Annotated in this window: 22 protein-coding genes; 13 read left to right on the top strand and 9 right to left on the bottom strand. The window is 62.7% G+C overall.

Going from position 1 to position 24761, the window contains the following annotated elements; translation table 11 throughout:
* The first annotated feature begins 33 nt into the window (after positions 1-33).
* The 9 genes from AACH55_RS06985 (at position 34) to AACH55_RS06945 (ending at position 9652) form a co-directional block, all read left to right on the top strand.
* A complete protein-coding gene (locus AACH55_RS06985; RefSeq protein WP_338718715.1) occupies positions 34-2145 on the top strand; it encodes a TonB-dependent siderophore receptor in 2112 nt (703 codons plus the stop codon).
* Between the two features lie 339 nt (positions 2146-2484).
* Positions 2485-2799: a hypothetical protein gene (locus tag AACH55_RS06980; protein ID WP_338718713.1), complete on the top strand. Its 315-nt coding sequence runs from the start codon at positions 2485-2487 to the stop codon at positions 2797-2799.
* A 497-nt stretch (positions 2800-3296) separates the two neighbouring features.
* A complete protein-coding gene (gene mchS3 / locus AACH55_RS06975) occupies positions 3297-3725 on the top strand; it encodes an MchS3 family protein (protein ID WP_338718711.1) in 429 nt (142 codons plus the stop codon).
* A gap of 494 nt (positions 3726-4219) precedes the next feature.
* Positions 4220-5407, top strand: a complete 1188-nt coding sequence (locus AACH55_RS06970) for an acyl-CoA dehydrogenase family protein (protein WP_338718710.1) — start codon at positions 4220-4222, stop codon at positions 5405-5407.
* Between the two features lie 130 nt (positions 5408-5537).
* Entirely contained in the window at positions 5538-6497 is a 960-nt protein-coding gene (locus AACH55_RS06965; protein ID WP_338718708.1) for an ABC transporter substrate-binding protein, read from the top strand.
* Positions 6498-6500: 3 nt separating this feature from the next.
* Positions 6501-7298 carry an ABC transporter ATP-binding protein gene (locus tag AACH55_RS06960; RefSeq protein ID WP_338718707.1) on the top strand — a complete coding sequence of 266 codons (798 nt, stop codon included), beginning with the start codon at positions 6501-6503 and terminating at the stop codon, positions 7296-7298.
* Entirely contained in the window at positions 7295-8113 is an 819-nt protein-coding gene (locus AACH55_RS06955; RefSeq protein WP_338718706.1) for an ABC transporter permease, read from the top strand. The genes AACH55_RS06960 and AACH55_RS06955 overlap by 4 nt, the downstream gene beginning before the upstream one ends.
* Positions 8114-8224: 111 nt before the next feature.
* The gene (locus AACH55_RS06950; RefSeq protein ID WP_338718705.1) at positions 8225-8788 is read left to right on the top strand and encodes a nuclear transport factor 2 family protein; all 564 of its coding nucleotides are present in this window, start codon (positions 8225-8227) and stop codon (positions 8786-8788) included.
* A 51-nt stretch (positions 8789-8839) separates the two neighbouring features.
* Positions 8840-9652, top strand: a complete 813-nt coding sequence (locus AACH55_RS06945) for an alpha/beta hydrolase (RefSeq protein ID WP_338718703.1) — start codon at positions 8840-8842, stop codon at positions 9650-9652.
* A gap of 33 nt (positions 9653-9685) precedes the next feature.
* Here AACH55_RS06945 and AACH55_RS06940 read toward each other — a convergent pair whose 3' ends face one another.
* The gene (locus AACH55_RS06940) at positions 9686-10009 is read right to left on the bottom strand and encodes an antibiotic biosynthesis monooxygenase (RefSeq protein ID WP_338718701.1); all 324 of its coding nucleotides are present in this window, start codon (positions 10007-10009) and stop codon (positions 9686-9688) included.
* Positions 10010-10053: 44 nt separating this feature from the next.
* Positions 10054-10980: a LysR family transcriptional regulator gene (locus tag AACH55_RS06935; RefSeq protein WP_338718700.1), complete on the bottom strand. Its 927-nt coding sequence runs from the start codon at positions 10978-10980 to the stop codon at positions 10054-10056.
* 204 nt (positions 10981-11184) lie between these two features.
* Between AACH55_RS06935 and AACH55_RS06930 the strand changes: the two genes are divergently transcribed.
* The gene (locus tag AACH55_RS06930; protein WP_338718699.1) at positions 11185-11685 is read left to right on the top strand and encodes a flavin reductase; all 501 of its coding nucleotides are present in this window, start codon (positions 11185-11187) and stop codon (positions 11683-11685) included.
* An 83-nt stretch (positions 11686-11768) separates the two neighbouring features.
* Here the strand turns inward: AACH55_RS06930 and AACH55_RS06925 are convergent, their stop codons facing one another.
* The 6 genes from AACH55_RS06925 to AACH55_RS06900 all read right to left on the bottom strand — a co-directional run bounded on the left by AACH55_RS06925 (position 11769) and on the right by AACH55_RS06900 (position 20030).
* On the bottom strand, positions 11769-11996 hold the full coding sequence (locus AACH55_RS06925) for a formate dehydrogenase subunit delta (protein WP_338718697.1): 228 nt from the start codon (positions 11994-11996) through the stop codon (positions 11769-11771).
* Positions 11997-12046: 50 nt separating this feature from the next.
* A complete protein-coding gene (fdhD, locus tag AACH55_RS06920; protein ID WP_338718695.1) occupies positions 12047-12889 on the bottom strand; it encodes a formate dehydrogenase accessory sulfurtransferase FdhD in 843 nt (280 codons plus the stop codon).
* Between the two features lie 80 nt (positions 12890-12969).
* Complete coding sequence (gene fdhF, locus AACH55_RS06915; RefSeq protein ID WP_338718693.1) at positions 12970-15843, bottom strand: formate dehydrogenase subunit alpha; 2874 nt, start codon at positions 15841-15843, stop codon at positions 12970-12972.
* Between the two features lie 61 nt (positions 15844-15904).
* On the bottom strand, positions 15905-17467 hold the full coding sequence (locus tag AACH55_RS06910) for an NADH-quinone oxidoreductase subunit NuoF (RefSeq protein ID WP_338718691.1): 1563 nt from the start codon (positions 17465-17467) through the stop codon (positions 15905-15907).
* The gene (locus AACH55_RS06905; protein ID WP_338718690.1) at positions 17467-17943 is read right to left on the bottom strand and encodes a formate dehydrogenase subunit gamma; all 477 of its coding nucleotides are present in this window, start codon (positions 17941-17943) and stop codon (positions 17467-17469) included. The genes AACH55_RS06910 and AACH55_RS06905 overlap by 1 nt, the downstream gene beginning before the upstream one ends.
* 440 nt (positions 17944-18383) lie before the next feature.
* A complete protein-coding gene (locus AACH55_RS06900; protein WP_338718689.1) occupies positions 18384-20030 on the bottom strand; it encodes an OFA family MFS transporter in 1647 nt (548 codons plus the stop codon).
* A gap of 223 nt (positions 20031-20253) precedes the next feature.
* Here AACH55_RS06900 and AACH55_RS06895 point away from each other — a divergent pair, with 223 nt between their 5' ends.
* Positions 20254-21321 (top strand): substrate-binding domain-containing protein, encoded by a 1068-nt coding sequence (locus AACH55_RS06895; RefSeq protein ID WP_338718687.1) that lies wholly within the window; start codon positions 20254-20256, stop codon positions 21319-21321.
* Positions 21322-21459: 138 nt separating this feature from the next.
* Positions 21460-22449, top strand: coding sequence for a LysR family transcriptional regulator (locus tag AACH55_RS06890; protein WP_338718686.1), 990 nt, complete (start codon positions 21460-21462; stop codon positions 22447-22449).
* A gap of 162 nt (positions 22450-22611) precedes the next feature.
* On the opposite strand, the gene AACH55_RS06885 is transcribed toward AACH55_RS06890, so the two are convergent.
* Entirely contained in the window at positions 22612-23526 is a 915-nt protein-coding gene (locus AACH55_RS06885) for a LysR family transcriptional regulator (RefSeq protein WP_338718685.1), read from the bottom strand.
* 171 nt (positions 23527-23697) lie between these two features.
* On the opposite strand from AACH55_RS06885, the gene AACH55_RS06880 reads away from it, so the two are divergent.
* Positions 23698-24636, top strand: coding sequence for a D-hexose-6-phosphate mutarotase (locus AACH55_RS06880; protein ID WP_338718684.1), 939 nt, complete (start codon positions 23698-23700; stop codon positions 24634-24636).
* The last annotated feature ends 125 nt before the right edge of the window (positions 24637-24761 follow it).

Raw genomic sequence — 24761 nt, 5'->3', positions numbered from 1 at the left:
TAAATAGCAATTATTCTCATTATTGATTGATTCATGCCCTCTCTCTCTCCCGGCGCCCTCGCCGTCCTGCTCGCTTTTTCCATCCTGCCCGCTTCGACCGCCCTGGCCCAGACCGCCACAACGCAAGGCAACACCACCTCCACCCAGCTGCCCACGGTCAACGTGGTCGCGGATGGCGTCAACGACACCCAGTTCAAGGCCACCCGCAGCCAGGTCAACAAATCCGACACGCCGCTGTCGCAGACGCCGCAATCGGTATCAGTGGTGACCCGGGCCATGCTGGACAGTCAGCAAGCCGTCTCCCTGGCCGATGCCCTGGAAAACGTCCCCGGCGTGGTAGCGCAGCAATACGGCCGGCGCGGCTGGGATGACCTGATCATCCGCGGCCAGGTGGCGTCCGATTCGCTGTATCTGGATGGTCTGCGCACCACGGCCAGCTCGCGCGTGGCCGAGCAGCTGTCCGGGTTGGAGCAGGTGGAAGTGCTCAAGGGACCGGGCTCGCTGCTCTATGGACTGGTACTGCCGGGTGGCCTGGTGAACATGGTCAGCAAGCGTCCGCAAGGGACCGATTTTGCCAACGTCGACGTGACCGCAGGCAGCCACAACTTCTACCAGAGCACGGTGGATCTCAACAAATCGCTGTCGGAAAACGGCAAGCAGGCCTTCCGCATCAATGGCCTGATTTCCAATTCGGACGATGCCACCGACAAGGTGTGGTTCAAGAACCGCTACATCGCGCCTTCGCTGTCGCTGGACCTGGGTGCGCGCACCGACTTCACCATCCTGACCAGCTATCAGGAGCGCAACTACGTGCGCCAGCAAGGCCTGCCGCTGTCCGGTTCCATCAACAGCAACGTCAACGGCGCACTGCCGCGCAGCCTCTTCATCGGCGAACCGGGCGCACGTCCTTATGCCGCCAACGAGACCCGCATCGGCTATGCGCTGACGCACCGCTTCGATGATGGCTGGACGCTCAACAACAACGTGCGTTATCAGCAGTTCGAGATGAGCGGGCAACTGGTGGCCAACAACGTCCTGTCGAGCACCGGCCGCAGTCTCACGCGCACAGGTACGGACCAGACCTATGAAGGCCAGACCTTCAGCATGGATACCAACGTCCAGCGCACTTTCAACACGGCGCTGGGCAAACACGCGATCACGCTGGGCACGGACTATCTCAATTCGCGCGAGGACACGCTCTCCTACACCTGTACGGTCGCCGCGCTCAACGTCTACAACCCGGTGTATGGCGCGCGCCTGAATTGCCCGACCAAACCCAACACCGCCACCTCGACCAGCATCCGCGATACCGGTCTGTATGCGCGCGACCAGATCAGCTTCGGCGAACGCTGGCAATTGCTGACCGGCCTGCGCTACGACAACGCCTCCACCTACTCCACCAACCTGAACACGGGTACGCACACCAACACCCCGTCCAGCGCCACGACGGGATCGGCGGCATTGATGGTTGAGTTGTTCCTCGGCGTGCGTCCATACATCAGTTATGCCACCTCGTTCTACCCGAACAGCGGCACCGATGCCAATGGCGGCACCTTCAAGCCCGAGACCGGCAAGCAGTGGGAAGCGGGCGTGAAGTTCGACCTGGACGAAGGCCGCACCAGCCTGAACGTAGCGGTCTTTGACCTGCGTCGCCGCAACGTGCTGGTGAGCGATCCCAGCAACACCGGCTTCAACATCGCCGTCGGTGAGCAACGTTCGCAAGGCGGCGAGATCAGCGTGACCTCTGACTTGCGCAATGGCCTGAGCCTCAATGCCGGCTATTCCTACACGGCGGCCATCGTCACCGACGACGGTGGTCAGCGCAGTACCACCGTGGGTCAGTGGCTGGACAACGTACCCCGTCACAACTTCACCACCAGCGCGCGCTACCGCTTCAAGGGCGCGCTGGCCGGATGGGAGTGGAATGGCGGCGTGCATGGCCAGAGCATGATGCGCACCAATGGCTATACCCTGCCCGGCTACGTGCTGGCCGATACCGGCGTGGCCTACAACGCCGAGCGCTGGCGCGCCGCGCTGAACGTGAAGAACATCTTCAACACGCATTACTATGCGGGCGGTCTGGCGCGTGCGGTGGCGTTGGGGGATGATCGGACCATTTTGCTGACGCTGGGGTATCGTTACTGATCCCGCATCGAGATTCGTGCGCATCAAGGTCGGCCGCTTCATGCGGCCGATTTTTTATCTCGACAAAGTTCGAGAACAACACTCATCTTTTTTAGACCAGGTTCACTTTCGAACCTTTTCGAATCGAAATTTTGTAACCTAGCGGCTCATTCCAAACGCCGCCAGCCCGCCCCCCCCGGCCAGTCAGCCCAGCGTCACGCGTGCTGAGCGCTGAACATTACATTTCCTGACACCTCACCGAATCTCCCTTTATAGCGGGCAGAATCAATGCGCGCCGCAGCAGGATGAATTCATCGCACGGACTCAGGAGATTGATCCCGAAGAGAACAAGGAAATCCAATGAACCAATCCCTCATCGCATTCTATGCAAGCACAAATCTCATTTCTTTTAACGCCCTGATCGCATACCTGCTCGCCAATTTCATGTGTCGGGCATTTGTCATTCCGTGGAAAAGCGCCGGGAAGGTGGCGATCATTTTTGCCTCGTTCGTTTTTTCGATACACATCTTCGTATCCACGTATTTTTTTAACGAAAGTGCTCTGAAGGTAGGGATGGCGATCGGCTTTTCCATACTCCCCTATCCGACCGCAGCACTGCTGCTGCGCGCAAGAAAAAGGGCGCACCAAAGCAATGACATCAAGTGCAGGTCCTAGACTTGATCACCACACTCATCTTGCAGTGAGTCGCCGTACCTCTGGCAGCGGTCGCACCACAGAACAAAGACTGATCCTGAACAATCTCTCCGCCCACCTGACAAGGAAAAATGTATACGCGATATCTGCTATGGCAATGGACAGCCCTCATCACGGTCTTAACTGTCTTGGCGATCTTCGCCACCCCTGTTTTTTGGGTATATCTGCGCTATTCATTACTGGCGATCTTCCTCTGCATGGCATTGGCTCGGTTCGTACCCAAAACCTACAGGCGACATTTCCAATCACGTAGCGTGTGCTGGGACGTAATATTCCCCATCAGCACCGCGTTGGTCTGTACGGTCTTGCGAATTAAGGGGAACGAGTTCCACTACCTGGAGTATGTGCTTCCAATACGAATAGGTTTGAACCTGTTGCATGGGTGGGTTCCGAATCGCGAAGCCAATAAGTCAGATGGAAAAACTAACTGAAATCAGCAGAGAAAAAGTGAGGACGCAATGAAGATCCCAAAGATTCTGTACCTTCCCTTGATGCTCACCTGCTCGCTTGCGGAAGCCTCTGCGCCCCCTGCCGATAATATGGCAGCTCTGAAACGCACACCCACCTTCGCCCTCGGCCAGGTCGGCTTCATCGGCCACATCAGCGAGAGCGAACAACGCTATCGCCGCTTGCTGCAATCCCCCGCCGCGCTGGCGCTCTTCACGCAACTGATCGACGACACTTCCGCCACCAAAGAAGCGCGGCTCTATGCGGCCTGTGCCCTCCACAAGCTGAGCGCGGCGCAATTTGAACAACTCACGAACGGACTGCGCAAGGAAGGCGGTCATGTCTCTGTCCTGCGTACAGACATCCTCCAACGCGAATCCATACAAGATCAATTGCAGAACATCGCGCAGCACGGCTGTGCCGATGTCCATTGGCCTTAGGCGTCGCGCCGCATCGGCAGACGCCATCAACAAGCCGCAGAAAAAAAGAAGACATTCCCCGTCCCATACCGACGACAGCGAAAGATAAAAGAAAAAGAAAAGTGGCGGACTCCCGAAGAAGTCCGCCCGAAATGAAGGCCAGAAGGAGCCTGTGACGAAACTGAACAGGTGTTCCCGTCAATTCCGGCCTTCATCGTAGTCAGCTCCTGCCCTGCATGGCAAATCCGCCCCGCCGATTAGCCCCATCAATACTGCAAATACTCCTCCACTCAGTGCACCAGCTCTCTCGCGTTTAGTGCAGGATGGCTCAAAACGCCCGTCCCGTGCGGCTTTCACGCATCATGCAGGTGCACCATGTACACGCCTGCGCGCAATCACGGAGCGGTCTAATCATTATTACTAATATTCATCCGGCGGATTCCTAAATAGAATTTGACCCTGCTTTGCCGCACGGACGACACTCAGCTACCTTCTTTCAACCAAAGTGGTGTGCCATGAATTCGATCACGCTCGATGTTTATCCCGTCCAGAAAAAAGTCGTCACCGCCACCCCGCCGCACGCCCACTCTCCCGAGATGGATGTCCTCATCGCCGAGGTGAGCGCGCGCCGCGATGAGTTCGATCAGTTGGGCCACGTGCCGCGCGATGTCGTCGCCACCATGAAGAAAGCCGGCATCTTCCGCAGCGGCACGCCGCGCAAGTTCGGTGGCGAGGCGCTGGCACCGGCGGCCTTCCTGGCAATGATCGAGCGTATCTCCATGGCCGATGGCTCGGCCGGCTGGGTCGCCGCCTTCGGCTCGGCCAACACTTACCTCGCGGCACTGCCCATCGACACGCAACGCCAGATCTACGCAACCGGTCCCGATCAGGTCTATGCGGGCGGCCTCTATCCGCTGCAAGAAGCCAGGGCCGTGAACGGCGGCTGGGAAATCACCGGACGCTGGCACTTCGCCAGCGGCTGCAAGGGCGCGGACTGGATCGGTGTCGGTATCAAGGACAGCAGCGGCCCCGACGATGGCACGCAAAAGCCCGCCCTCATGGCCGTGATGCCGGCCTCGGAAATCGAGATCATCGACAACTGGAACGTGGTCGGCATGCAAGGCACCGGCAGCCACGATACCCGCTTGAAAGACAAGTTCGTCGCCCGCGAATGGACCTGCGCGCGGGGCGCTGCCGGCCTCATCGACGAGCCGCTGTATCGCTACCCCGCCCTGGCCTATCAGGCCGAAGTGCACGCCGCCGTCAACATCGGTCTGGCGCGCACGGCGCTCGATATCGTCACCGACATGGCCGGTGGTGCCAAGATCATGCCGGGTGCGCTGCGCCTGGCTGACCGCGCCTACTACAAGATCAAGCTGGGCCTGTCCGAAGCCAAGTGGCGCAGCGCCCGCATGTTTTTCTATGACGCCTGCGAGCAGGCATGGGAGCAGATCGTGGCCGGCAACCCCGTCACCGAAGAGATCGACATGATGCTCAAGCTCTCGGCCACCTACGCGGCACGGGTCTCGATGGAGGTGGTCAACGACGCCTATCAGGCGGCCGGCATGGCGGCCATCCAGCGCAGCCACCGCCTGCAGCGCATCGTGCGCGATGCGATGGTGGTCACGCAGCACGCCGCGCTGTCGGAACTGAACTACGAAAGCGCTGGCGCGCTTTTTGCAAAGCTGGGCATCAAGCGCTGATGCGCCTGCCCCGCTGACGTCTTGCCTGCGCTCATGGCGCAGACGCATGCCTTCCGAAGTTTGCCTTTGTCATTGCCGTGCCTGCCAACTCCACTGGCGTTTCACCAACTTTACAAAGAGGACCCAGCCCGTGACCCACCCCACCGTCTCGCCACAACGCCGCAAGCTCCTGCTCGGCGCCACCTCCATGCTCGCTGCAGGCCTTGCGCCTGCCCTGCCAGCCCTGGCCCAGGGCGCGCCCGTCATCATCGGTGTCGGCGCCGATCCCGTCTTCACGGCCTTCTTCGTGGCCGCCAATGAAAAACTCTTCGCCAGGCATGGCGCGCCCAACGTCACAGTGCAGTCCTATACCGATGGCGGTGAAGCGCTCAATGCGCTGGTGGCCAACCAGGTGCAACTGGGCTGTGCCGGCGAACCCACGCACATCGTGCGTCTCTCGCGCGCCGAACTGCGCCCGCTGGCCGTGACCTATCAGTCCAAGACCTACGTCAAGCTGGTGGCGCGCAAAGGGGTGGCCTCGGTCGACAAGATCAGGAAGTTCGGCATCGTCGCCGGCTCGGTCTCGGAATACGTCACCGGCCTGACCCTGAAGACCCTCAACATCGATGCATCCAAGGTGGAGATGGTGCGCTCCGGTCCGCCCGAACTGCCTGCCCTGCTGGCACGCGGCGACATCGATGCTTACTTCGTGTGGGAACCGTGGCCTACGCTGGGCGTGCAGCAAGGCGGCCATATCCTCATGACTGCCGGCGACGTCGGCTACACCAGCACCCTGTGGCTCTCGGCCAATGCCAACTGGCTGGCCGCCAACAAGGAAGTGGCCGGCAACATCCTCAAGGCGCTGGCCGAAGCCTCCGAGATCACCCGCAAGGATCCGCCGCGCGCAGCGCAATCGGTGCAGGCCATCACCCGCATCCCGGTGCCGCAGACCTTGAATTCGCTCAAGGATATGGAACCGGTCGTGCGCGACTTCACCGACACCGATCTCAAGACCGCCAATGCCATCGGCGAATTCCTGCTCGCCAAACAGGCCATCAAGACGCCGGTAGACATGGGCAAGATCCTGCAGCGCGGTTTCTACAAGGGGTAGGTCATGGGACATGGATCTTCAGTTTCCATCAAGCGCGTCGGCCTGAGCATCGGCAACAACGAGATCATGGCGGGCATCGACCTCGACATCCGCGCAGGAGAATTCATCTGCCTGCTCGGCCCCTCCGGCTGTGGCAAGTCCACGCTGCTCAATGCCATTGCCGGCTTTCAGGAGGTGGCCGGAGAGATCAGCGTGGCAGGCCGGCGCGTCACCGGTCCGGGGCTGGATCGCGGGGTGGTGTTCCAGTCTTCCGAGGCGCTGTTCCCGTGGTTGTCCGTGCGCGAGAACGTCGAGTACGGTCTCAGGCTGCGCGGCATCCCGGCCGCTGAACGGCGTTCCGCAGCCGAGCGCTATGTCTCGCTGGTCGGCCTGAAACACGCCATCGACAAGTTCCCCGCCGAGCTTTCCGGCGGCATGCGCCAGCGTGCGCAGATTGCCCGCGTGCTGGTCAATGAACCCTCGGTAGTGCTGATGGACGAGCCCTTCGGCGCGCTCGATGCGCAGACCCGCGAAGTGCTGCAAAGCGAGCTGGACCGCATCTGGAAAAGCACCGGCTGCACCATCGTCTTCGTCACCCACGACATCTGGGAAGCCATCCTGCTGGCCGACCGCGTGGTGACCATGACGGCCGGTCCGCGTGCCCATATCAAGACCATCGAAGCCGTCGACCTGCCGCATCCGCGCGATCCGGCCGACCCTGCCTGCATGGCCCTGTATGCGCGCATCCGCGACGACATCGGCGCCGAAGTCACCCGCGTGCTGCGCGCACAAGGCCTGATCGAAGAGGAATCCCTATCATGAGCCAGCTCACCCAGACAGCCAGCCCGACCGCGCAAGCGTCGGCCATGCCCTCCAGCTTCGGACGCCGTATGAAAGCCGCCCGCCCCATCCTGATCCCGGTCATCGCCATCGTCGGCGGCCTGGTGCTGTGGCAACTGGTGTCGATGACGACCTCGCCGCTGTTCCTGCCATCGGTCCCGATGACCTGGGCCGCCGCACTCGAACTGATCGGCGACGGCACCCTGCAGCAATCGATACTGGCCTCGTCCGGGCGCATCCTGGCCGGCTGGGGCGCGGGCGTGGCCATCGGCGTGCCGCTGGGCATCTTCATGGGACGTTTTGATCTGGTGCGGCAGTTGCTCGATCCCTACATCGAGTTCTTCCGTTTCATCCCGCCGATTGCCTTCGTCACCCTGGCGGTGATCTGGCTGGGCCCGGGCGAACTGTCCAAGATCGCGCTGATCTTCTACACCACCGTCTTCATCGTCACGCTCAACACGATTGCCGGCGTGCAGTCGGTGAACCCGCTGCGCCTGCGGGCGGCGGCCTCGCTGGGGGCCGGGCAATGGAAGATCCTGAGCACCGTGATCCTGCCCTCGACCGTGCCTTACATGGTCACCGGTGCGCGCATCGCGATGGGCAATTCCTTCCTGACGGTGGTGTCGGCGGAAATCGTCTCGGCCCGCGAAGGCCTGGGCGCCCTGATCTGGACGGCGCGCAACTTCAGCCGTACCGAATGGGTCTTCGTGGGCATCATCGCGCTGGGCCTGCTGGGCTACCTGTTCGACCGCGTGCTGCGCATCGCCACCCGCAAGCTGCTGGCGCGCTACCTGTAAAACCGCTTTCGCGCGGCGATGCACTGATCGCCGCCGCCAACCATGTGCTTGTATGCATGGTTGGTTTTCCCTATCCCTACAAGATTACGAGATCACAAGAGACCAGATACCATGAGCGACTTCACCCAGGAAATCCAGCAACTCAAGCGCCGCCTCGACATCCTAGAAGCCGAAGCCGACATCCGCCGCCTGCAGGCGCGCTACATGTTCCTGTGCGACACACCCTGCCCCGAGCCGGTGGCCGATGATGATGAACGCATCGAGAAGATCCTCGAACTCTACGCCGAGGATGCCATCTGGGAAGGCGTGGGCGCGTACTACGAAGGCCAGTTCGGCCAGGCCGTCGGCAAGGACGCCATCCGCAAGCACTTCCAGGCGTTCTGGGGACAGAAGAAGGATCCGGCGCTGCTCTTGAACGTGCACTACCTGACCTCGGAGCAGATCCACGTCCATGCCGACTGCACCCGTGCCGATGGCCAGTGGGTCCATTGCCAGCCGTGGATTTTCGGCGATGGCTCATCGCTGCTGCGCTCCAGCCGTTTGAACAATCTCTTCACCCGGGTGGATGGCGTCTGGAAGATCGCCCGCACCCGCACCGAAAACGTCTTCGTGGCGCCGCTTGCAGCGGGCTGGGCCAACAATGTGCCGGGCTATTCGGTGCTGATGAAGGAATGATGTTTCATCTCGTCTGTAACCGCCGCCCCGCCTGCCTTTCCGGAGACCCGCATGGATACTGAGCCGCGTGCACTACGCCGACAATTCATCCAGACCACTGCCGGTGCGCTGCACGTAGCCAGCATGGGCGACGGCTTTCCGGTACTGCTGCTGCACCAGACGCCGCGCTCCTGGGATGAATACCGCGACGTGCTGCCTTTGCTGGGCCAGCGTTACCGCGCCATCGCCATCGACACCCCCGGCTTCGGCGACTCCTGCAAGCCGCCCTTGTCCACGCACAGCATCGGGCGCTGGGCGCAACTGGTGCGGGAAGTGATGGATCGTCTTGGCATCGCCAGGGCCGCCGTGGTCGGCCATCATACCGGCGCGGTCACGGCCATGGAAATCGCCGCCGCCGCACCCGCGCGGGTGGCGGCACTGGTGCTGTCCTCCTGCTCCTACAACGATGCCGCGCGCCGCAGCGCCCATGCCGGCAAGCGCGCCATCGACGAGGTGGAGGTCCGCGCCGACGGTAGCCATCTGCAAGAAATGTGGCAACGCCGCCAGCCCTACTATCCGCCGGGGGATACCGCACTGCTGTCGCGCTTGATGGTGGATGCCCTCAAGGCAGGCGAGATGGCCGCGCATGGCCACGTGGTGGTGCGCCACTACGTGATGGAAGAACGCATCGGCCTGGTGCGCGCGCCCACGCTGGTACTGCGCGCCGGGCGCGATCCGCATGCAGCGCCTTCTGCGCCACGCATCGCCGCTGCCATCGCCGGCAGCCAGTTGCACACGCTGGACGAAGGCATGGTGCCGATGCCCGATCAGATGCCCGAACAGTTTGCGCAGGCGGTGATGGATTTCCTGCTGCGCACTTGCTGAAGACCATGCCGCGTATCGCGGGAAGGATGGAACTCAGTCGCGGGTGAAGGCGTAATCGCGCTCGACCTTGCAGATACGTGTCTTGTAGGCCTGATACCACTGCTCGCGGCCCAGGCGCTGGGCCATCTGGTGGTCCAGATCGCGTTTCCAGGCGGCGATGGCTTCCAGGCTGGACCAATAAGACACCGTGATACCCACTTCTTCGCGCGCCGATTCCACGCCCAGGAAACCGGGCTGGCGCGAGGCTGCTTCCACCATGGTATCGGCCATCTGACCATAGCCATGATCGCCCTCGGTGCGCAGGGACGTGAAGATGACGGCGTAATAGGGAACGTCTCCGGTGACGGCAATGCTCATGGTGTGGCTCCAGTCAAAAAATGAACAATCAGTCGCGTTTCGGATCAGGCCGTCTCGGCCTCGCGTCCGAACATTTCGATCAACAGGCTGCGCAGCCACTGTATGCCCGAATCCGCCGCAAAGCGCGCATGCGTATAGAGGCTCACCGGAATGCGTGGCATCTCCAGCGGCAGGTCCAGCAGCACGCAGGCCTCATCGAGGTTGTGCCGCTCGGCGATGCTGCGCGGCAGGAACAGCGCCAGATCGGTATTGCGCACGATCTGCGGGGCCACCGTGAAATGCGGCATGCGCAAGGCGAAATCACGCCGCGCACCGGCGTTGCGCAGCACATCTTCGGCCAGCTGATGACCGGTGGTGTTGGTGCTGGCGTAGACGTAGCGCAGCTGCAGCAGGTTGTCCATAGTCAGCGGCTGGCCGGCCAGCGGATGGGTCTTGCGCAGCATGCAGACGTAATCATCGTAGAGCACCAGCTGGCTCTGGCAATCCTCGGGCAGGCCCGGCAGGTAGCCGAAGGCGAGATCGATGTCGCCGTTGCGCATGGCGGCACCGAGGTTTTCCATGGCCATCTGCTGCACCTCCAGGGACACATGCGGAGCGGCATGTGCCAGCTCTTCCATCAGCAGCGGCAGCACGTGACTGCAGGACATGTCCGACATCACCAGGTGAAAAGTGCGGGTAGCGGTAGCAGGATCGAAACTGGCGTGGCTATGCAGGGCCTCGTTGATGATGCCCAGGGCGCGGGCGATGGGTTCATGCAGGCGGATCGCGGTTTCGGTGGGCACCATGGCACTGGTGCTGCGCACGAAGAGCGGATCATCGAACATCTCGCGCAGGCGGCGCAGCGCGTGGCTGACGGCGGGCTGGGTGAGATGCAGGCGGTCCGCAGCGGCGGTGAGGCTGCGCAGCTCCCAGATGACGATGAAGGTCTTGAGCAGGTTCAGGTCCACTGCGCCGATATTCATTTGCTTCATGCGGAACATTCCAGACTATCATTTGACCCGCGATTTGCTCAGGGTCTATTGTTCATCCCAGGACGCAGGCTTTCATAGGCGATGCGTTCTCCCTCTCACCTGCTGATCGACATCCGCCTGACGGCGCCGCAGACCACATTGCTGATGGCGCAAAGGATACGAAGCCTTGTACCGGATGTCATCTCTTTTTTGGACGGACCTACCATGAAGCAAGACTTTCGCGACGCCATGGCGCGTCTCTCGGCGGCGGTGAACATCATCACCACCGATGGCCCTGCAGGACGCGCCGCCATGACGGTCTCGGCCGTCAGTTCAGTCTCCGACGACCCGGCCACGGTACTGGTGTGCATCAACGTCAAGAGCGCAGCCCATCCCATCCTGGTGGGCAACGGGCGCCTGTGCATCAACATCCTGGCCGGACATCACGAAGAAGTGGCGCGCATGATGGCCGGCATGACCGGGCTGGCGGCTGAAGAACGCATGGCGCAGGTGCAGTGGGAGAGCGGCGAGTATGGGCAGCCCGTGCTGCCGGATGCACTGGCGGTGCTGGAGGGCGATATCGTTTTGCAGCAGCAGGCAGGGACACATAGCGTGCTGTTCGTGGAGATCCGCCATATTCGCCTGGCGGCGTCGCAGGCCGATGGACTGGCTTACTTCGGGCGGCGGTTTCACCGGATTGCGGCGGAGGTCGCGTTGGCGGCGTGAGGCGAGCGCTGCCGGCACGATCCGCCATGAAAAAAACCGCCCAGCGAACTGAGCGGTTTCATCGAATTCACGGGAAGGCAGCCCTACACCGCCAACTGCTGCACATGCCGGTTGACCGCCTCCAGCACGATGGCATCGACGCCCTCCCCTTGCGTCTTCTCGATATGTTCCAGGAAGGCCTTGCGCATGCGCGGCTCCCAGAAGCGCTTCAGGTGCGTCGCCAGATCGGCAATGGCCTGGTCGCGATCGGGCATGGTGGAAAAGAAACTGCCAATCTGGTTGGCCATCTTGATCAGGTGTTCGGTATTCATGGGTCGTCTCCTCCTGCTCGGTTCGTCTATCGTTTCAATCAGCCAGCGTATCAGCGCAAGCGATGCGGCCGTGCATACACCACATGGCCCTGCTTGCGCACGAAGCCCAGCAGCGTCACATCGGTCTCTTCGGCCAGCCGGATCGCCAGCGCGGTCGGGGCCGAGACGGCGGCGATGAAGCCGATGCCGACCGTGGCCGCCTTCTGCACCATCTCGTAACTGGCACGACTGGTGATGATGGCCGCGCCATGCGCAAAATCGGCATCCTCTTCGGCCAGTGCACCGATGAGCTTGTCCAGCGCATTGTGGCGGCCCACATCTTCACGTACCAGCACGATGCGTCCGGAGGCATCCATCCACGCTGCCGCATGCGTCGCGCCGGTGGCCTGCTGCAACTGCTGCCCCGCCTGCATCTGCGCGAAGGCCGCATGGACCTGCTCCACCGAGAACGATGCGCCGCCCTGCACCGCCTGCGGATGGCGTACCGCCTGTTCCAGCGTCTCGGCACCACACAGGCCGCAGCCGGTGCGGCCGGTCAGGTTGCGGCGCTTTTCCTTTAGGGCGACGAAGCGCTCGGTGGCAATGCGCATCTGCACTTGCACGCCTTCACAGCCGGGGACGATCTCGCATTCATACAACTCGCCCGGGGAGGCCAGAATGCCTTCGGTGAGCGAGAAGCCCAGCGCAAAATCTTCCAGGTCGGCGGGCGTGGCCATCATCACTGCGTGCGAGATGCCGTTGTATTCGAGGGCGATGGGGACTTCCTCGGCGACCACATCCTCGACCGTCTCGCGCTGGCCATCGCGCCAGCGGTCCACTTGCACGCGGGCGAAGGTGGCGTAGTCGCCGGTGCTGTCGTCGATGAGGGGGCTGCTGTGCTTGCTTGTGTTCATGCTGTCCTGCCTGCGGCTTGATGGGTTGGGCTCGTGTCTGCGCAAATCATGGCAGCACGAGCCCGCTACGCCCATGCCGCTTACTTCGTCACCAGCGGTTCGGCCGGCACCTCGCCCTTGAGCAGATCGAGCTGCGCACGGTTAAAGCGCTCGTAGTGCTGCTGCCATTGCGAGGGCTGCGTCACCGGCATCACCTGCACCGCCGTCACCTTGTACTCGGGGCAGTTGGTGGCCCAGTCGGAGTTGTCGGTGGTGATCACGTTGGCGCCCGATTCCGGGAAGTGGAAGGTGGTGTAGACCACGCCCGGCTGCACCTTCTCGGTGACGGTGGCGCGCAGCACGGTCTGGCCTGCACGCGACTCCACGCCGACCCAATCACCCTCGCGGATGCCACGGTCCTCGGCATCGTGCGGGTGGATTTCCAGCCGGTCTTCGCTATGCCATTGCGAGTTCTCGGTGCGGCGCGTCTGCGCACCCACGTTGTACTGCGACAGGATACGGCCGGTAGTCAGGATCAGCGGGTAACGCTGCGTCACCTTCTCGTCGGTGGCGAAATACTGCGTGTTGATGAACTTGCCCTTGCCACGGATGAAGCTGCCCACGTGCATGATGGGCGTGCCTTCCGGCGCCGACTCGTTGCAGGGCCACTGGATGCTGCCGAGTTTTTCCAGCTTGTCGTAGCTCACGCCGTGGAAGCTGGGTGTCAGGGCGGCGATCTCGTCCATGATTTCCGAGGGGTGATTGTACGGCATCGGGTAACCCAGCGCTTCGGCCAGCGCCACCGTGACTTCCCAGTCGGACTTGCCGGCCTTGGGCGGCATCACCTTGCGCACGCGCGAGATGCGGCGCTCGGCGTTGGTGAAGGTGCCATCCTTTTCGAGGAAGGACGAGCCGGGCAGGAACACGTGCGCATACTTGGCCGTTTCGTTCAGGAACAAGTCCTGCACCACGATGCATTCCATGGCCTGCAGGGCCGCTGCCACGTGCTGGGTGTTGGGGTCCGATTGCACGATGTCCTCACCCTCGCAATACAGGCCCTTGAAACTTCCGTCGAGCGCGGCATCGAACATGTTGGGAATGCGCAGGCCCGGCTCCGGATTGAGCGTCACACCCCAGGCCTGTTCGAACTGACTGCGCACGGTGGAGTCCGAAATGTGGCGATAACCCGGCAGCTCATGCGGGAAGGAACCCATGTCGCAGGAGCCCTGCACGTTGTTCTGCCCGCGCAGCGGGTTCACGCCCACGCCTTCGCGGCCGACGTTGCCGGTGCACATGGCCAGGTTGGCGATGCCCATCACGGTGGTCGAACCTTGCGCATGTTCGGTCACGCCCAGGCCGTAGTAGATCGCGGCATTGCCACCGGTGGCATACAGGCGGGCCGCGCCACGGATGATCTGGGCGGGCACGCCGGTAATCGCCGCCATGGCTTCGGGAGAATTGTCTTCGCGCAGGACGAATTGCTTCCAGTCCTGGTAGGACTGCAGATCGCAGCGCTCCTGGATGTAGGCTTCGTTCTGCAAGCCCTCGGAGAGGATCACATGGGCCAGCGCGGTGATGATGGCGGTGTTGGTACCGGGGCGCAGCTTGAGGTGATAGTCGGCCTTCAGATGCGGTGACTTGACCATCTCGGTGGTGCGCGGATCGATCACGATCAGCTTGGCACCCTGGCGCACGCGGCGCTTGATCTGCGAAGCGAACACCGGATGGCCGGCCGCCGGGTTGGCCCCCATGATGAGGATGACGTCGGACTTCATCACCGATTCGAAGGTCTGCGTGCCGGCCGATTCACCCAGGGTCTGCTTGAGGCCATAGCCGGTCGGCGAATGGCACACGCGGGCGCAGGTATCGACGTTGTTGTTGCCGAAGGCGGCGCGCACCAGTTTTTGGACCAGATAGGTTTCTTCATTGGTGCAGCGGGACGAGGTGATGCCGCCGATGGAATCCTTGCCATGCTTGGCCTGGATGCGGCGGAACTCGCTGGCCGCGTACGACAGCGCTTCTTCCCACGACACTTCGCGCCAGGGGTCATTGATGCTCTTGCGGATCATGGGGTTGAGGATGCGGTCCTTGTGGGTCGCATAGCCCCAGGCGAAGCGGCCCTTGACGCAGGAGTGACCCTGGTTGGCCTTGCCGTCCTTGTATGGCACCATGCGCACCACTTCATTGCCTTTCATCTCGGCCTTGAAGGAGCAGCCCACGCCGCAATAGGCGCAGGTGGTGACCTTGCTGTGCTCGGCCTGGCCCAGCATGATGACGGTCTTTTCGGTGAGCGTGGCGGTCGGGCAAGCCTCGACGCAGGCACCGCAGGAGACGCATTCGGATTCCATGAAGGCTTCCATCTGCCCGGCCGAGACGCGTGATTCGAAACCACGGCCGTTGATGGTCAGCGCAAAGGTACCTTGGGTTTCTTCGCAGGCTCGCACGCAGCGGTTGCAGACGATGCACTTGGAAGGGTCATAGGTGAAGTAAGGATTGGATTCATCCTTCTTCATCTTGGTGTGGTTCTCGCCCTCGTAGCCGTAACGCACTTCGCGCAGGCCGACCACGCCGGCCATGTCCTGCAGTTCGCAGTTGCCGTTGGTGGGACAGGTCAGGCAATCCAGCGGGTGGTCGGAGATGTAGAGTTCCATTACGCCGCGCCGGATCTCGGCCAGCTTGGGGGTCTGCGTCTGCACCTTCATGCCCGCTTCGCAGGGCGTGGTGCAGGAAGCCGGATAGCCTTTCATCTTGCGGCCATCCTTTTCGATTTCCACCAGACACAAGCGGCAGGAACCGAAAGGTTCCAGGCTGTCGGTGGCGCACAGCTTGGGCACATTGATGCCGGCCTCGACCGAGGCGCGCATGACCGAAGTACCGGCCGGGACCGTCACTGCCACGCCGTCGATCTCCAGCGTGACCATCTGTTGCGAGGCACGTGCGGGGGTGCCGTAATCCGTTTCATTGAGCTGGTTCATGGTGCAACTCCTTGCATTCGCTGATGCGCTATTGCGCTGATTCGCTGATTCGCTGATGGGATCAGGCCGCCTGTTCGCCGGGCGCGCCGAAGTCTTCGGGGAAATGGTTCAGGGCCGACAGCACCGGGAACGGTGTCATGCCGCCCATGGCGCAGAGCGAGCCGTTGACCATGGTGTCGCACAGGCTCTTCAACAGATGGATCTGCTGCGCTCGTTCCTCGTTGGCGATGATCTTGTCGATCACTTCCACGCCGCGCGTGGAGCCGATGCGGCAAGGAGTGCACTTGCCGCAGGATTCGACGGCACAGAATTGCATGGCATAGCGCGCCTGACGGGCCATATCGACACTATCGTCAAAGGCCACCAGCCCACCGTGCCCGATCATGGCGCCTATTGCGGCGAAGGCTTCATAATCGAGCGGTGTATCGAATTGCGAAGGCGGCAGATAAGCGCCCAGCGGTCCACCCATCTGCACCGCGCGGATCGGCCGACCGGTGGCGCTGCCGCCACCGAAATCTTCCAGCAACTGGCGCAGCGTGAGGCCGAAGGCTTTCTCCACCAGTCCGCCCTGTTTGATGTTGCCGGCCAGCTGGAAAGGCAGCGTGCCATGCGAGCGGCCCACGCCGTAGTTCTTGTAGAACTCCGCGCCGCGCGCCAGGATCACCGGCACCGAGGCCAGCGAGATCAGGTTGTTGATGACGGTCGGCTTGCCGAACAGGCCTTCCAGCGCCGGCAGCGGCGGCTTGGCGCGCACCACGCCGCGCTTGCCTTCCAGGCTTTCGAGCATGGCGGTTTCTTCGCCGCAGATGTAGGCGCCTGCGCCCTTGCGCACTTCCAGATGGAAGGATTTGCCGGAGCCCAGGATGTTGTCGCCCAGGTAGCCGCGTGCATTGGCAATGGCGATGGCCTCGTTCATCGTGGCAATCGCGTGCGGATATTCCGAACGCACGTAAATGAAGCCCGCTGTCGCCCCTACCGCCAGACCGGCGATGGTCATGCCTTCGATCAGCGTGAAGGGATCGTCTTCCATGATCATGCGGTCCGAGAAGGTGCCGGAGTCGCCCTCGTCGGCATTGCAGACCACGTACTTCTGCGCCGACTGCGCACGCAACACGGTCTGCCATTTGATGCCGGTCGGAAAAGCGGCACCGCCCCGACCGCGAAGACCGGAGGCGATCATCTGCTCGACGATGGCCTCGGGCGTCTTGACCAGGGCATTCTTCAAACCGACAAAACCTTCATACGCCAGATAATCCTCCAGCGAGAGCGGATCGATGATGCCGACGCGGGCGAAGGTCAGGCGCTCCTGGTTCTTGAGGAAACCAATTTCTTCAGTCAGGCCCAGATGCAGCGTGTGCCGGCCTCCTGCGAGCAAGCCGGCATCAAAGAGGCCGGGCACATCTTCGGGGGTCACAGGACCATAGGCCACGCGCCCGGCCGGGGTGGCCACTTCCACCAGCGGCTCCAGCCAGAACATGCCGCGCGAACCGTTGCGCACCAGCTTGATGGACTGGCCGCGTTTTCCGGCTTCGGCGGTGATGGCGGCGGCCACTTCATTGGCGCCCAGGGCCAGCGCGGTGGAGTCGCGCGGGACGTAGATGGTCACAGCGTCTTGGGTGCTCATCATGCCTCCCGCTTGGCCTGAATCAGGCGCTTGAATTTGTCGGCATCGACGCGGGCGTGCAGTTCGTCGTCGAGGGTGAGGTTGGGACCGATGGTGCACTGGCCCAGGCAATACACAGGCTCCAGCGTGAACTGCCCATCGGCGCTGGTTTCATGGAAACCGCAGCCCAGCACGTTCTGCGCATGCTCGGCCAGGGCCTCGCTGCCGCGCGCCTGGCAGGCCTCGGCGCGGCAGACCTGCACGACGTGACGGCCGGCCGGTTCCTGGCGGAAGAAGTGATAGAACGAGATCACCCCGTGGACTTCAGCGCGCGAGACGTTCAACTCGCCCGCGATCATCGGGACCGCATCGGCCGGGATGTAGCCGATCTTCTCCTGAATGCCGTGCAGGATGGGGAGCATGGCACCGGCCATGTCACGGCGCTGGGCGATGATGTCGCGCACCGCCGCCACGTCGAAAACCTGTTGCCTCTTCATTGTTGCCTCCTGTGTTGCTGCGATGCGGACCTTGTCCTTCTCCCGGAGGATCTTCTGCGGACCGCGCAAATGACGAATGAAAGGAAATAGCCGCGCCTAGGGAGGTGCAGCCTGTGGAAAGCAGATCAAGGGACGGGAAGAACAATGCGGCGGCATGACGCAGACCCGGTGAAGGGCGCGCACGGCCGTGCGTGGTGAACCAGCTGGTCTCCGTTGTTGCATGTTCGCCCTGCCTTGATGGGTTGGTGTGAACACTGCGGATGCTGGCCTGCCCTTACCGGGGGACGGGCCATGCTCCTGTTTTTTGATAGTCGCTGACACAAGCCGCCCTGGTTCACGGGGCCATGGCAGCTTGTGTCAGCGGCTTTCGCCGCTGGGGTCCTGCGTGCAGGCCGGGTGGAGCCGGCCTGCGGATGAAACGAAACGACTGACTTGCGCGATCAGCGGAACAGCACGGCCGACTTCTGCAGCACCAGGGTGATACCCCAGATCAGCGGAATGCCGACGGCGGCCCATGCCAGGCCGATCATCACCGGGTTGCCGCCGGTGCCGATCTGCGACATGTCGCCCGAACCGGCCGTCGCCACTGCATCGGCGGCCGACTTTTCGTGGGCCAGCTGCTTTTCACGGGCCAGTTCTTCCGGCGTCATGAAGTGCTTGGCTGCGACCGGGCGGATCAGCAGGTTGCAGATCAGGCCCAGCACCAGCATGCCGGCCAGGATGTACATGGTGGTGTTGTAGACCTCGTTCTTGGGCATGCCCAGGGACAGCTGGTACTCACGCATGTAGTTCACCACCACCGGACCCAGGATGCCGGCGGTTGCCCACGCGGTCAGCAGGCGGCCGTGGATGGCGCCCACCATCTGGGTGCCGAACAGGTCGGCCAGGTAAGCAGGGACGGTAGCGAAGCCGCCGCCATACATCGACAGGATGATGCAGACTGCGCCGACGAACAGCGGGATGTTGCCGGCCTTAGCCGACCACGGCAGGCTCACGTACAGCACGAAGCCCAGCACGAAGAAGATGGCATAGGTCATCTTGCGGCCGAAGAAGTCCGAGCACGAAGCCCAGGCGAAACGACCACCGATGTTGAACAGCGAGATCAGGCCGGTGAAGCCGGCAGCCAGTGCAGCGATGGCCGCCTTCTGCTCGACCGACAGGTCATTGAAACCGATGTCCACACCCAGCAGCTTGCCGCCGAAGACTTCCTGCAGCATCGGCGAAGCGATGCCGATGACGCCGATACCGGCCGACACGTTCAGGCAGAGCACCAGCCACACCAGCCAGAACTGGGGAATGCCCCACACCTTGGAGACGTGCACGTGGTTCTGGGTGATCATGGTTGCCGAGGACTTGGCCACCGGCGGGGTCCAGCCAGCCGGCTTCCAGCCGGTCGGCGGCACGCGGTAGCCGAAGGCACCCGCCATCATGAAGACGAAGTAGATGATGGCCATGACCACGAAGGTTTCCCACACGCCCACGGAAGTGGGGGAGGCAAACTTCTTCATCAGCGCATCGGCCAGCGGGGTACCCACCAGCGCACCGCCGCCGAAGCCCATGATGGCCATACCGGTGGCCATGCCGCGACGGTCAGGGAACCACTTGATCAAGGTCGACACCGGCGAGATGTAGCCCAGGCCCAGGCCGACGCCACCGATGACGCCCGAACCCAGCCACATCAGCCAGATCTGGTGCGTCTTCACGCCCAGGGCCGAGATCAGCAGGCCGCCGCACCAGCAGATGGCAGCCACCACACCGGCCTTGCGGGGACCGGCGTGTTCCAGCCAGCCGCCCCACAGTGCTGCGGAGATGCCCAGCAGGACGAAGAACATGGTGTACATCCAGCCCAGCATGGAGATCTTCCAGTCACAGGAGGACGAGAAGACCTGGGCGAAGAAGCCGACATCGGCGCCACAGGCAATAGGCGCGGTGATGCCCAGGGCCTTGGACAGGGGCAGCCAGAATACGGAGAAACCGTAGGCCATGCCGATGCACAGGTGGATTGCGAGCGCTGCTGGCGGAACCAGCCAGCGGTTGAAGCCAGGCTTGGCGACTGTATGTTCCTTGTTCAGGAAATCGAAAGCCATTATTCCTCCGAAATTTTATGAGTGTGTGGGTAAATCGAAGGAAGGATTGCATCGCAAAGCCGGTAGGGCCGGATCGTGACACCAGCCCATCTTTGCGGCGATATCCTTCTCTTTTAATTTATTTATTTATGTACAACACCGCATATATTTCCTATCATTTATGCGGAGTGACGCGAAATTATCACCGATAAACGGCCGTTTCAATATGCTTTCTTTCACATAAATGTTCAAAGTCCACATCAAACCTCACTGGGAAATCGCCTATGACAACGAGGCGGCGCTGGACACGGCGAACCTGTTGACTCTGCTCACGGCGATCCAGCAGAGCGGCTCCATTGCGCGTGCCGCGCAATTGACTCGCTATTCCTATCGCCACGCCTGGGGCTTGTTGCGCGAGGCAGAGCGCCTGTTCGGCAATGCCCTGATCGAGAGCGGACGTGGCCGTGGCACCACACTCACCGATTTCGCCAGCAAGCTGCTGTGGGCGGACCGTCTGGTGACGGCGCGCCTGTCGCCCACGCTCGACAGCCTGGCCTCGGAACTGGAAGTGGAACTGGGCAAGACGGTCGAAGGCAAATCCGAGAAGGTGCGCCTGAACGCCAGCCACGGCTTTGCGGTGGCGGCGCTGCTGGACAAGATCAACGAAGCGCGCCTGCCGGTGGAGGTGCGCTACCGCCACAGCACCGATGCCGTGGCCGCGCTGTCGCGCCAGGAATGTGATCTGGCGGGCTTTCACGTACCGCTGGGTGAATTCGAGAAACCGGCCATCGCCGCCTATGCCAAGTGGCTCAACAAGCGCAGCGACTGCCTGATCCACCTGGCCATCCGCAACCAGGGCCTGTTCGTCGAACCAGGCAATCCGAAGGGCTTGCGCGGACTGGCTGACCTCACCCGCACCGACCTGCGCTTCGTCAACCGCGAAGCCGGCTCGGGCACGCGCATGCTGCTGGAACTGATGCTGGCCGGCGCCGGCATCAGCCGCAAGAATATCAACGGCTTCGAGAATACCGAGTTCACCCACTCGGCAGTGGCTGCTTTCATCGCCAGCGGCATGGCCGATGTCGGCTTCGGCGTGCAGACGGCGGCACATCGCTTCGGCCTGGCCTTCATCCCGCTGGTGCGCGAGCGTTATTTCTTCGCCCTGCCGGCCGGGTCGCTGCAGGATCCGCTGATCCGCTCGGTGATCGATATCCTGCAATCGGATAGCTTCCGCAAGGTCGTCAACAACCTGGCCGGCTACGATGCCAACGACATGGGCAAGATCCAGACCATCAAGGAAGCCTTCGGCTAAGCCTCACCCGCGCCACGAAGCACACTGCCCCAAGCGCCGCTTGTAGGCGCCCTTCGAAGAGGCTACACTCGCGCCCCTGGCCTGCTGCCGTCCTGGCGGCAGGCCGTTTCCTCTTCGCTGCCATCGCCTCATTGCGCCATGAATTCCGCTGCACGCTTTACCGCCCTCTTCCCTCCTGCCTTCTCCGCACTCGCCGGGATGGATGTACGCCTGCTGCGCCTGCTCGATGCCGTCCTCGATGAAGTCCATCTGGCGCGTGCCGCCGCGCGCGTAGGCCTGCCGTTGCCGGCCGCGGCCAGTGCGCTGGAGCGTTGCCGCCAGTTGCTGCGCGATCCGCTGCTGGAAGACGGCGGCGCCCAGATGCGCCTGACGGCCACCGCGCAGGCGCTGCGCGAACCGCTGCGCCTGGCGCTGGCCGGCGATGCGAATGCGCCGATGGCCAACCCCTCGCAGCAGTTGCCATCGCAAGGCGCAGTAGTGCAGCGTGTGCGCATCCTCATGCCGGACTATCCGGCGCAAGTGGTGGCGCATGCGCTGTATCAGGAGCTGGCCACGGCCGCGCCCTCACTGGACCTGGAATTCCAGACCTGGCTGGGCGATGCCGATGCGACCGCCCGCCTGGAACGCGGCCAGACCGATCTGGTGCTGGGCAGTGCTGCGCCAAGCGGCCAGGTGCGCGGGCGCGAAGTCCTGCAGGAGCGCTGCGTGGCCGTCATGCGGCGCGATCATCCCGCGGCCCATTCGCTGACGCTGGCGCGCTGGCTGTCTTATCCGCACCTGCAGATCGCCTGCCACGACACGCTCAACCGCATGATCGACGAACAGATCGCCATGCAGGGACTGCGCCGCCGCATCGGCATGGTGATCCCGAATTTCCTGATGGCCCCGGCGCTGCTGCAAGGCTCGGACCTGATCGCGGTCATGCCCATGCATTGCGTGCCGGCTGCTACCGCCGCACATCCGGTGGCGGTGGCACTGGCCTGCCTGCGCCCGCCCCTGCCGCTGGAAGCACCGCCGCTGCGACTGTTGCAGCATCGCCGTTACGCTGGCGATGCCGACGATGCTGCCGTGGCGCTGGTGGCGCAGGTGCTGGAACGCATCGTGCGCCAGCGCTTCGACGGGCGCTGAACGCAAGTCTCGCCTCTGTGTAGCGCAACATTTCCCCGTTCGGACTGAGTAGCCGCAAAGCGGCGTATCGAAGGCGCACCGTGCGCAGCGCCTTCGATACGCACCTCACGGCGCAACCCGGTCCGAACGTGGAGCGGAAGATGCAAAGAGGCTATCGCCCCCTCACGCCGTGGCCGAGGATGCCGTCACATCCAGATGCTTCTGCAGGAAGCGCACGCATTCGCGCACCTTGGCCGAATTCTTCAGCTGCATGGGATAGACCGCACACAGGTCGGCCTCCTGTGCATACTGCGGCAGCACCCGCACCAGCCGCCCGCGCTTGAGACTGTCGGCCACGTCCCAGATCGAACGCAGGATGATGCCGTGCCCGTCCACCGCCCACTGGTGGATGATCTCGCCGTGGTTCGACGCCAGCCCGCCCGAGACCTTCACCGTCTCCTGCCCCTTGGGCCCCATCATGCGCCAGATGCCGAAGGACTGGTTGCGCTCGCGGATCACCAGGCACTGGTGCTGACGCAGCGCGGCCAGGTCGGCCGGTGTGCCGTGCTTCTTGAGATAGGACGGACTGGCGCACAGCACCCGCTGGCTGGGCAGGATGCGCTTGGAAAACAGATGCGGCTCATGCCCCGCCCCCACGCGGATATCAAGATCGATCCCTTCGTTGACCAAATCGATCTGCCGGTCCACCAGCTCCAGCTGTATCTTCAATTCCGGATGCTCGCTGGCAAAGCGCGACAGCAAAGGCGAGACCACCTTGCGCCCCAGCCCGAAGCTGGTGCTGATCTTGAGCAGCCCGCGCGGCACCCGCTTGGCGTTGCTGACGGTTTCCATCATCTGCTCCACGTCATCGAGGATCTTGCGCGCCCATTCGTGGACGTTGCCACCCTCCTCCGTCATGACCACGCTGCGCGTGGTGCGGTGGAACAGCCTCACACCCAGCGCCTGTTCCAGCAGGGCAATGCGCTTGCTGATGTAGGCCGGCGAGGCACCGACCTCGCGTGCCGATTCGGCAAAGTTGCTGTGGCGCGCCACCACACAGAACAGGCGCAGGTCTTCCAGCAGAGGAGAATTGTTCACGATATGTAGTCATTAAAATCTACGATGTGTGGATTATAGCGCCGCCACCCACGCCTGTTTCAACGCTGGCGAGACGTGGCGCATCGCCGGCAAACCGCGCCGGATCTCCCGCAACGGCCCGAATTGTGGCAGTCTTGCGCAATCGCAATGTATTCCTTTGGAGTGACCGGCATGAGCCTCATCGACGAGCAGGAAGTCCCCCCCGATCTTCCCCATATCCAGCGTATCGAAGTCAATCAGCTGCAATGCCTGCGCGTGCAGACCGAACGGGCCGAACTGCTCATTGCCGAGCAAGGTGCCCAGGTACTGCGCTACCAGGTGCACGGCCAGGAGCCGGTGATCTGGATGAGCGAGGAAGCCGCCTTCGAGGCCGGCAACTCGGTGCGCGGCGGCATCCCGGTGTGCTGGCCGTGGTTCGGCGACCTCATGCGCAATCCGCCGCAAGTCCAAGCCCTGCACGCCGGTGGCCGCCTGCCGGCGCACGGCCTGGTGCGCGGCATCCCGTGGCTGCTGATGGAAAACGCCATCGAAGGCGACACCGTGCGCCTGGTGATGGCCATCCCGCCCACGACCGAATCGCCCGCGCTGCGCCACCTGCCGCCGGGCATCGAGCTGCGCCTGGAAATCCTGCTGGATGATCGCCTGCACCTGAAACTGACCACCCGCAACGGCAGCGAGCAGCACATCGCCCTCACACAAGCGCTGCACAGCTACTTTGCGGTCAGCAGCATCCACAACGTGACGGTCGAAGGCCTGGAAGGCCACCGCTACATCGAAACCCTGGAAGGCTGGGCCGAGCGCGAGCAGAAACGCGCCTTGGTCGTGAGCAGCGAAACCGACCGCATCTATCTGGACCTGCCGCCGCAACTGGCCATCCGCGACGAGGGCTGGAACCGCCGCATCCATATCGAAGCCAGCGGCTCGACCTCGGCCGTGGTCTGGAACCCCTGGGTGAGCAAGGCGCGCCGCCTGTCGCAGTTTGCCGATGACGCCTGGCAGCGCATGCTGTGCATCGAAACCGCCAACGTCATGGAAGACCTGGTAGAGCTGGAGCCGGGCGCCGAGCACACCATGGGCGTGAGCCTCTGGAGCGAGGCGCTGGGCGGCTGAGCCAGATCACTCCGCAGTCAGCAAAGGCAGTGCCGTGAAGCGGTCACTGCCTTTTTTCATGCCTTGACGTTTTCTGCACTGTTCACGAATCGTGTTTTATAAAATCACCAGTTCGTGGATGATCC

Origin of the sequence: Herbaspirillum sp. DW155 (assembly GCF_037076565.1) — a bacterium.
Taxonomy (GTDB): Bacteria; Pseudomonadota; Gammaproteobacteria; order Burkholderiales; family Burkholderiaceae_D; genus Herbaspirillum.
The sequence above is the reverse complement of the archived record's forward strand: the minus strand, read 5'-3'. Positions and strand labels throughout refer to the sequence as shown.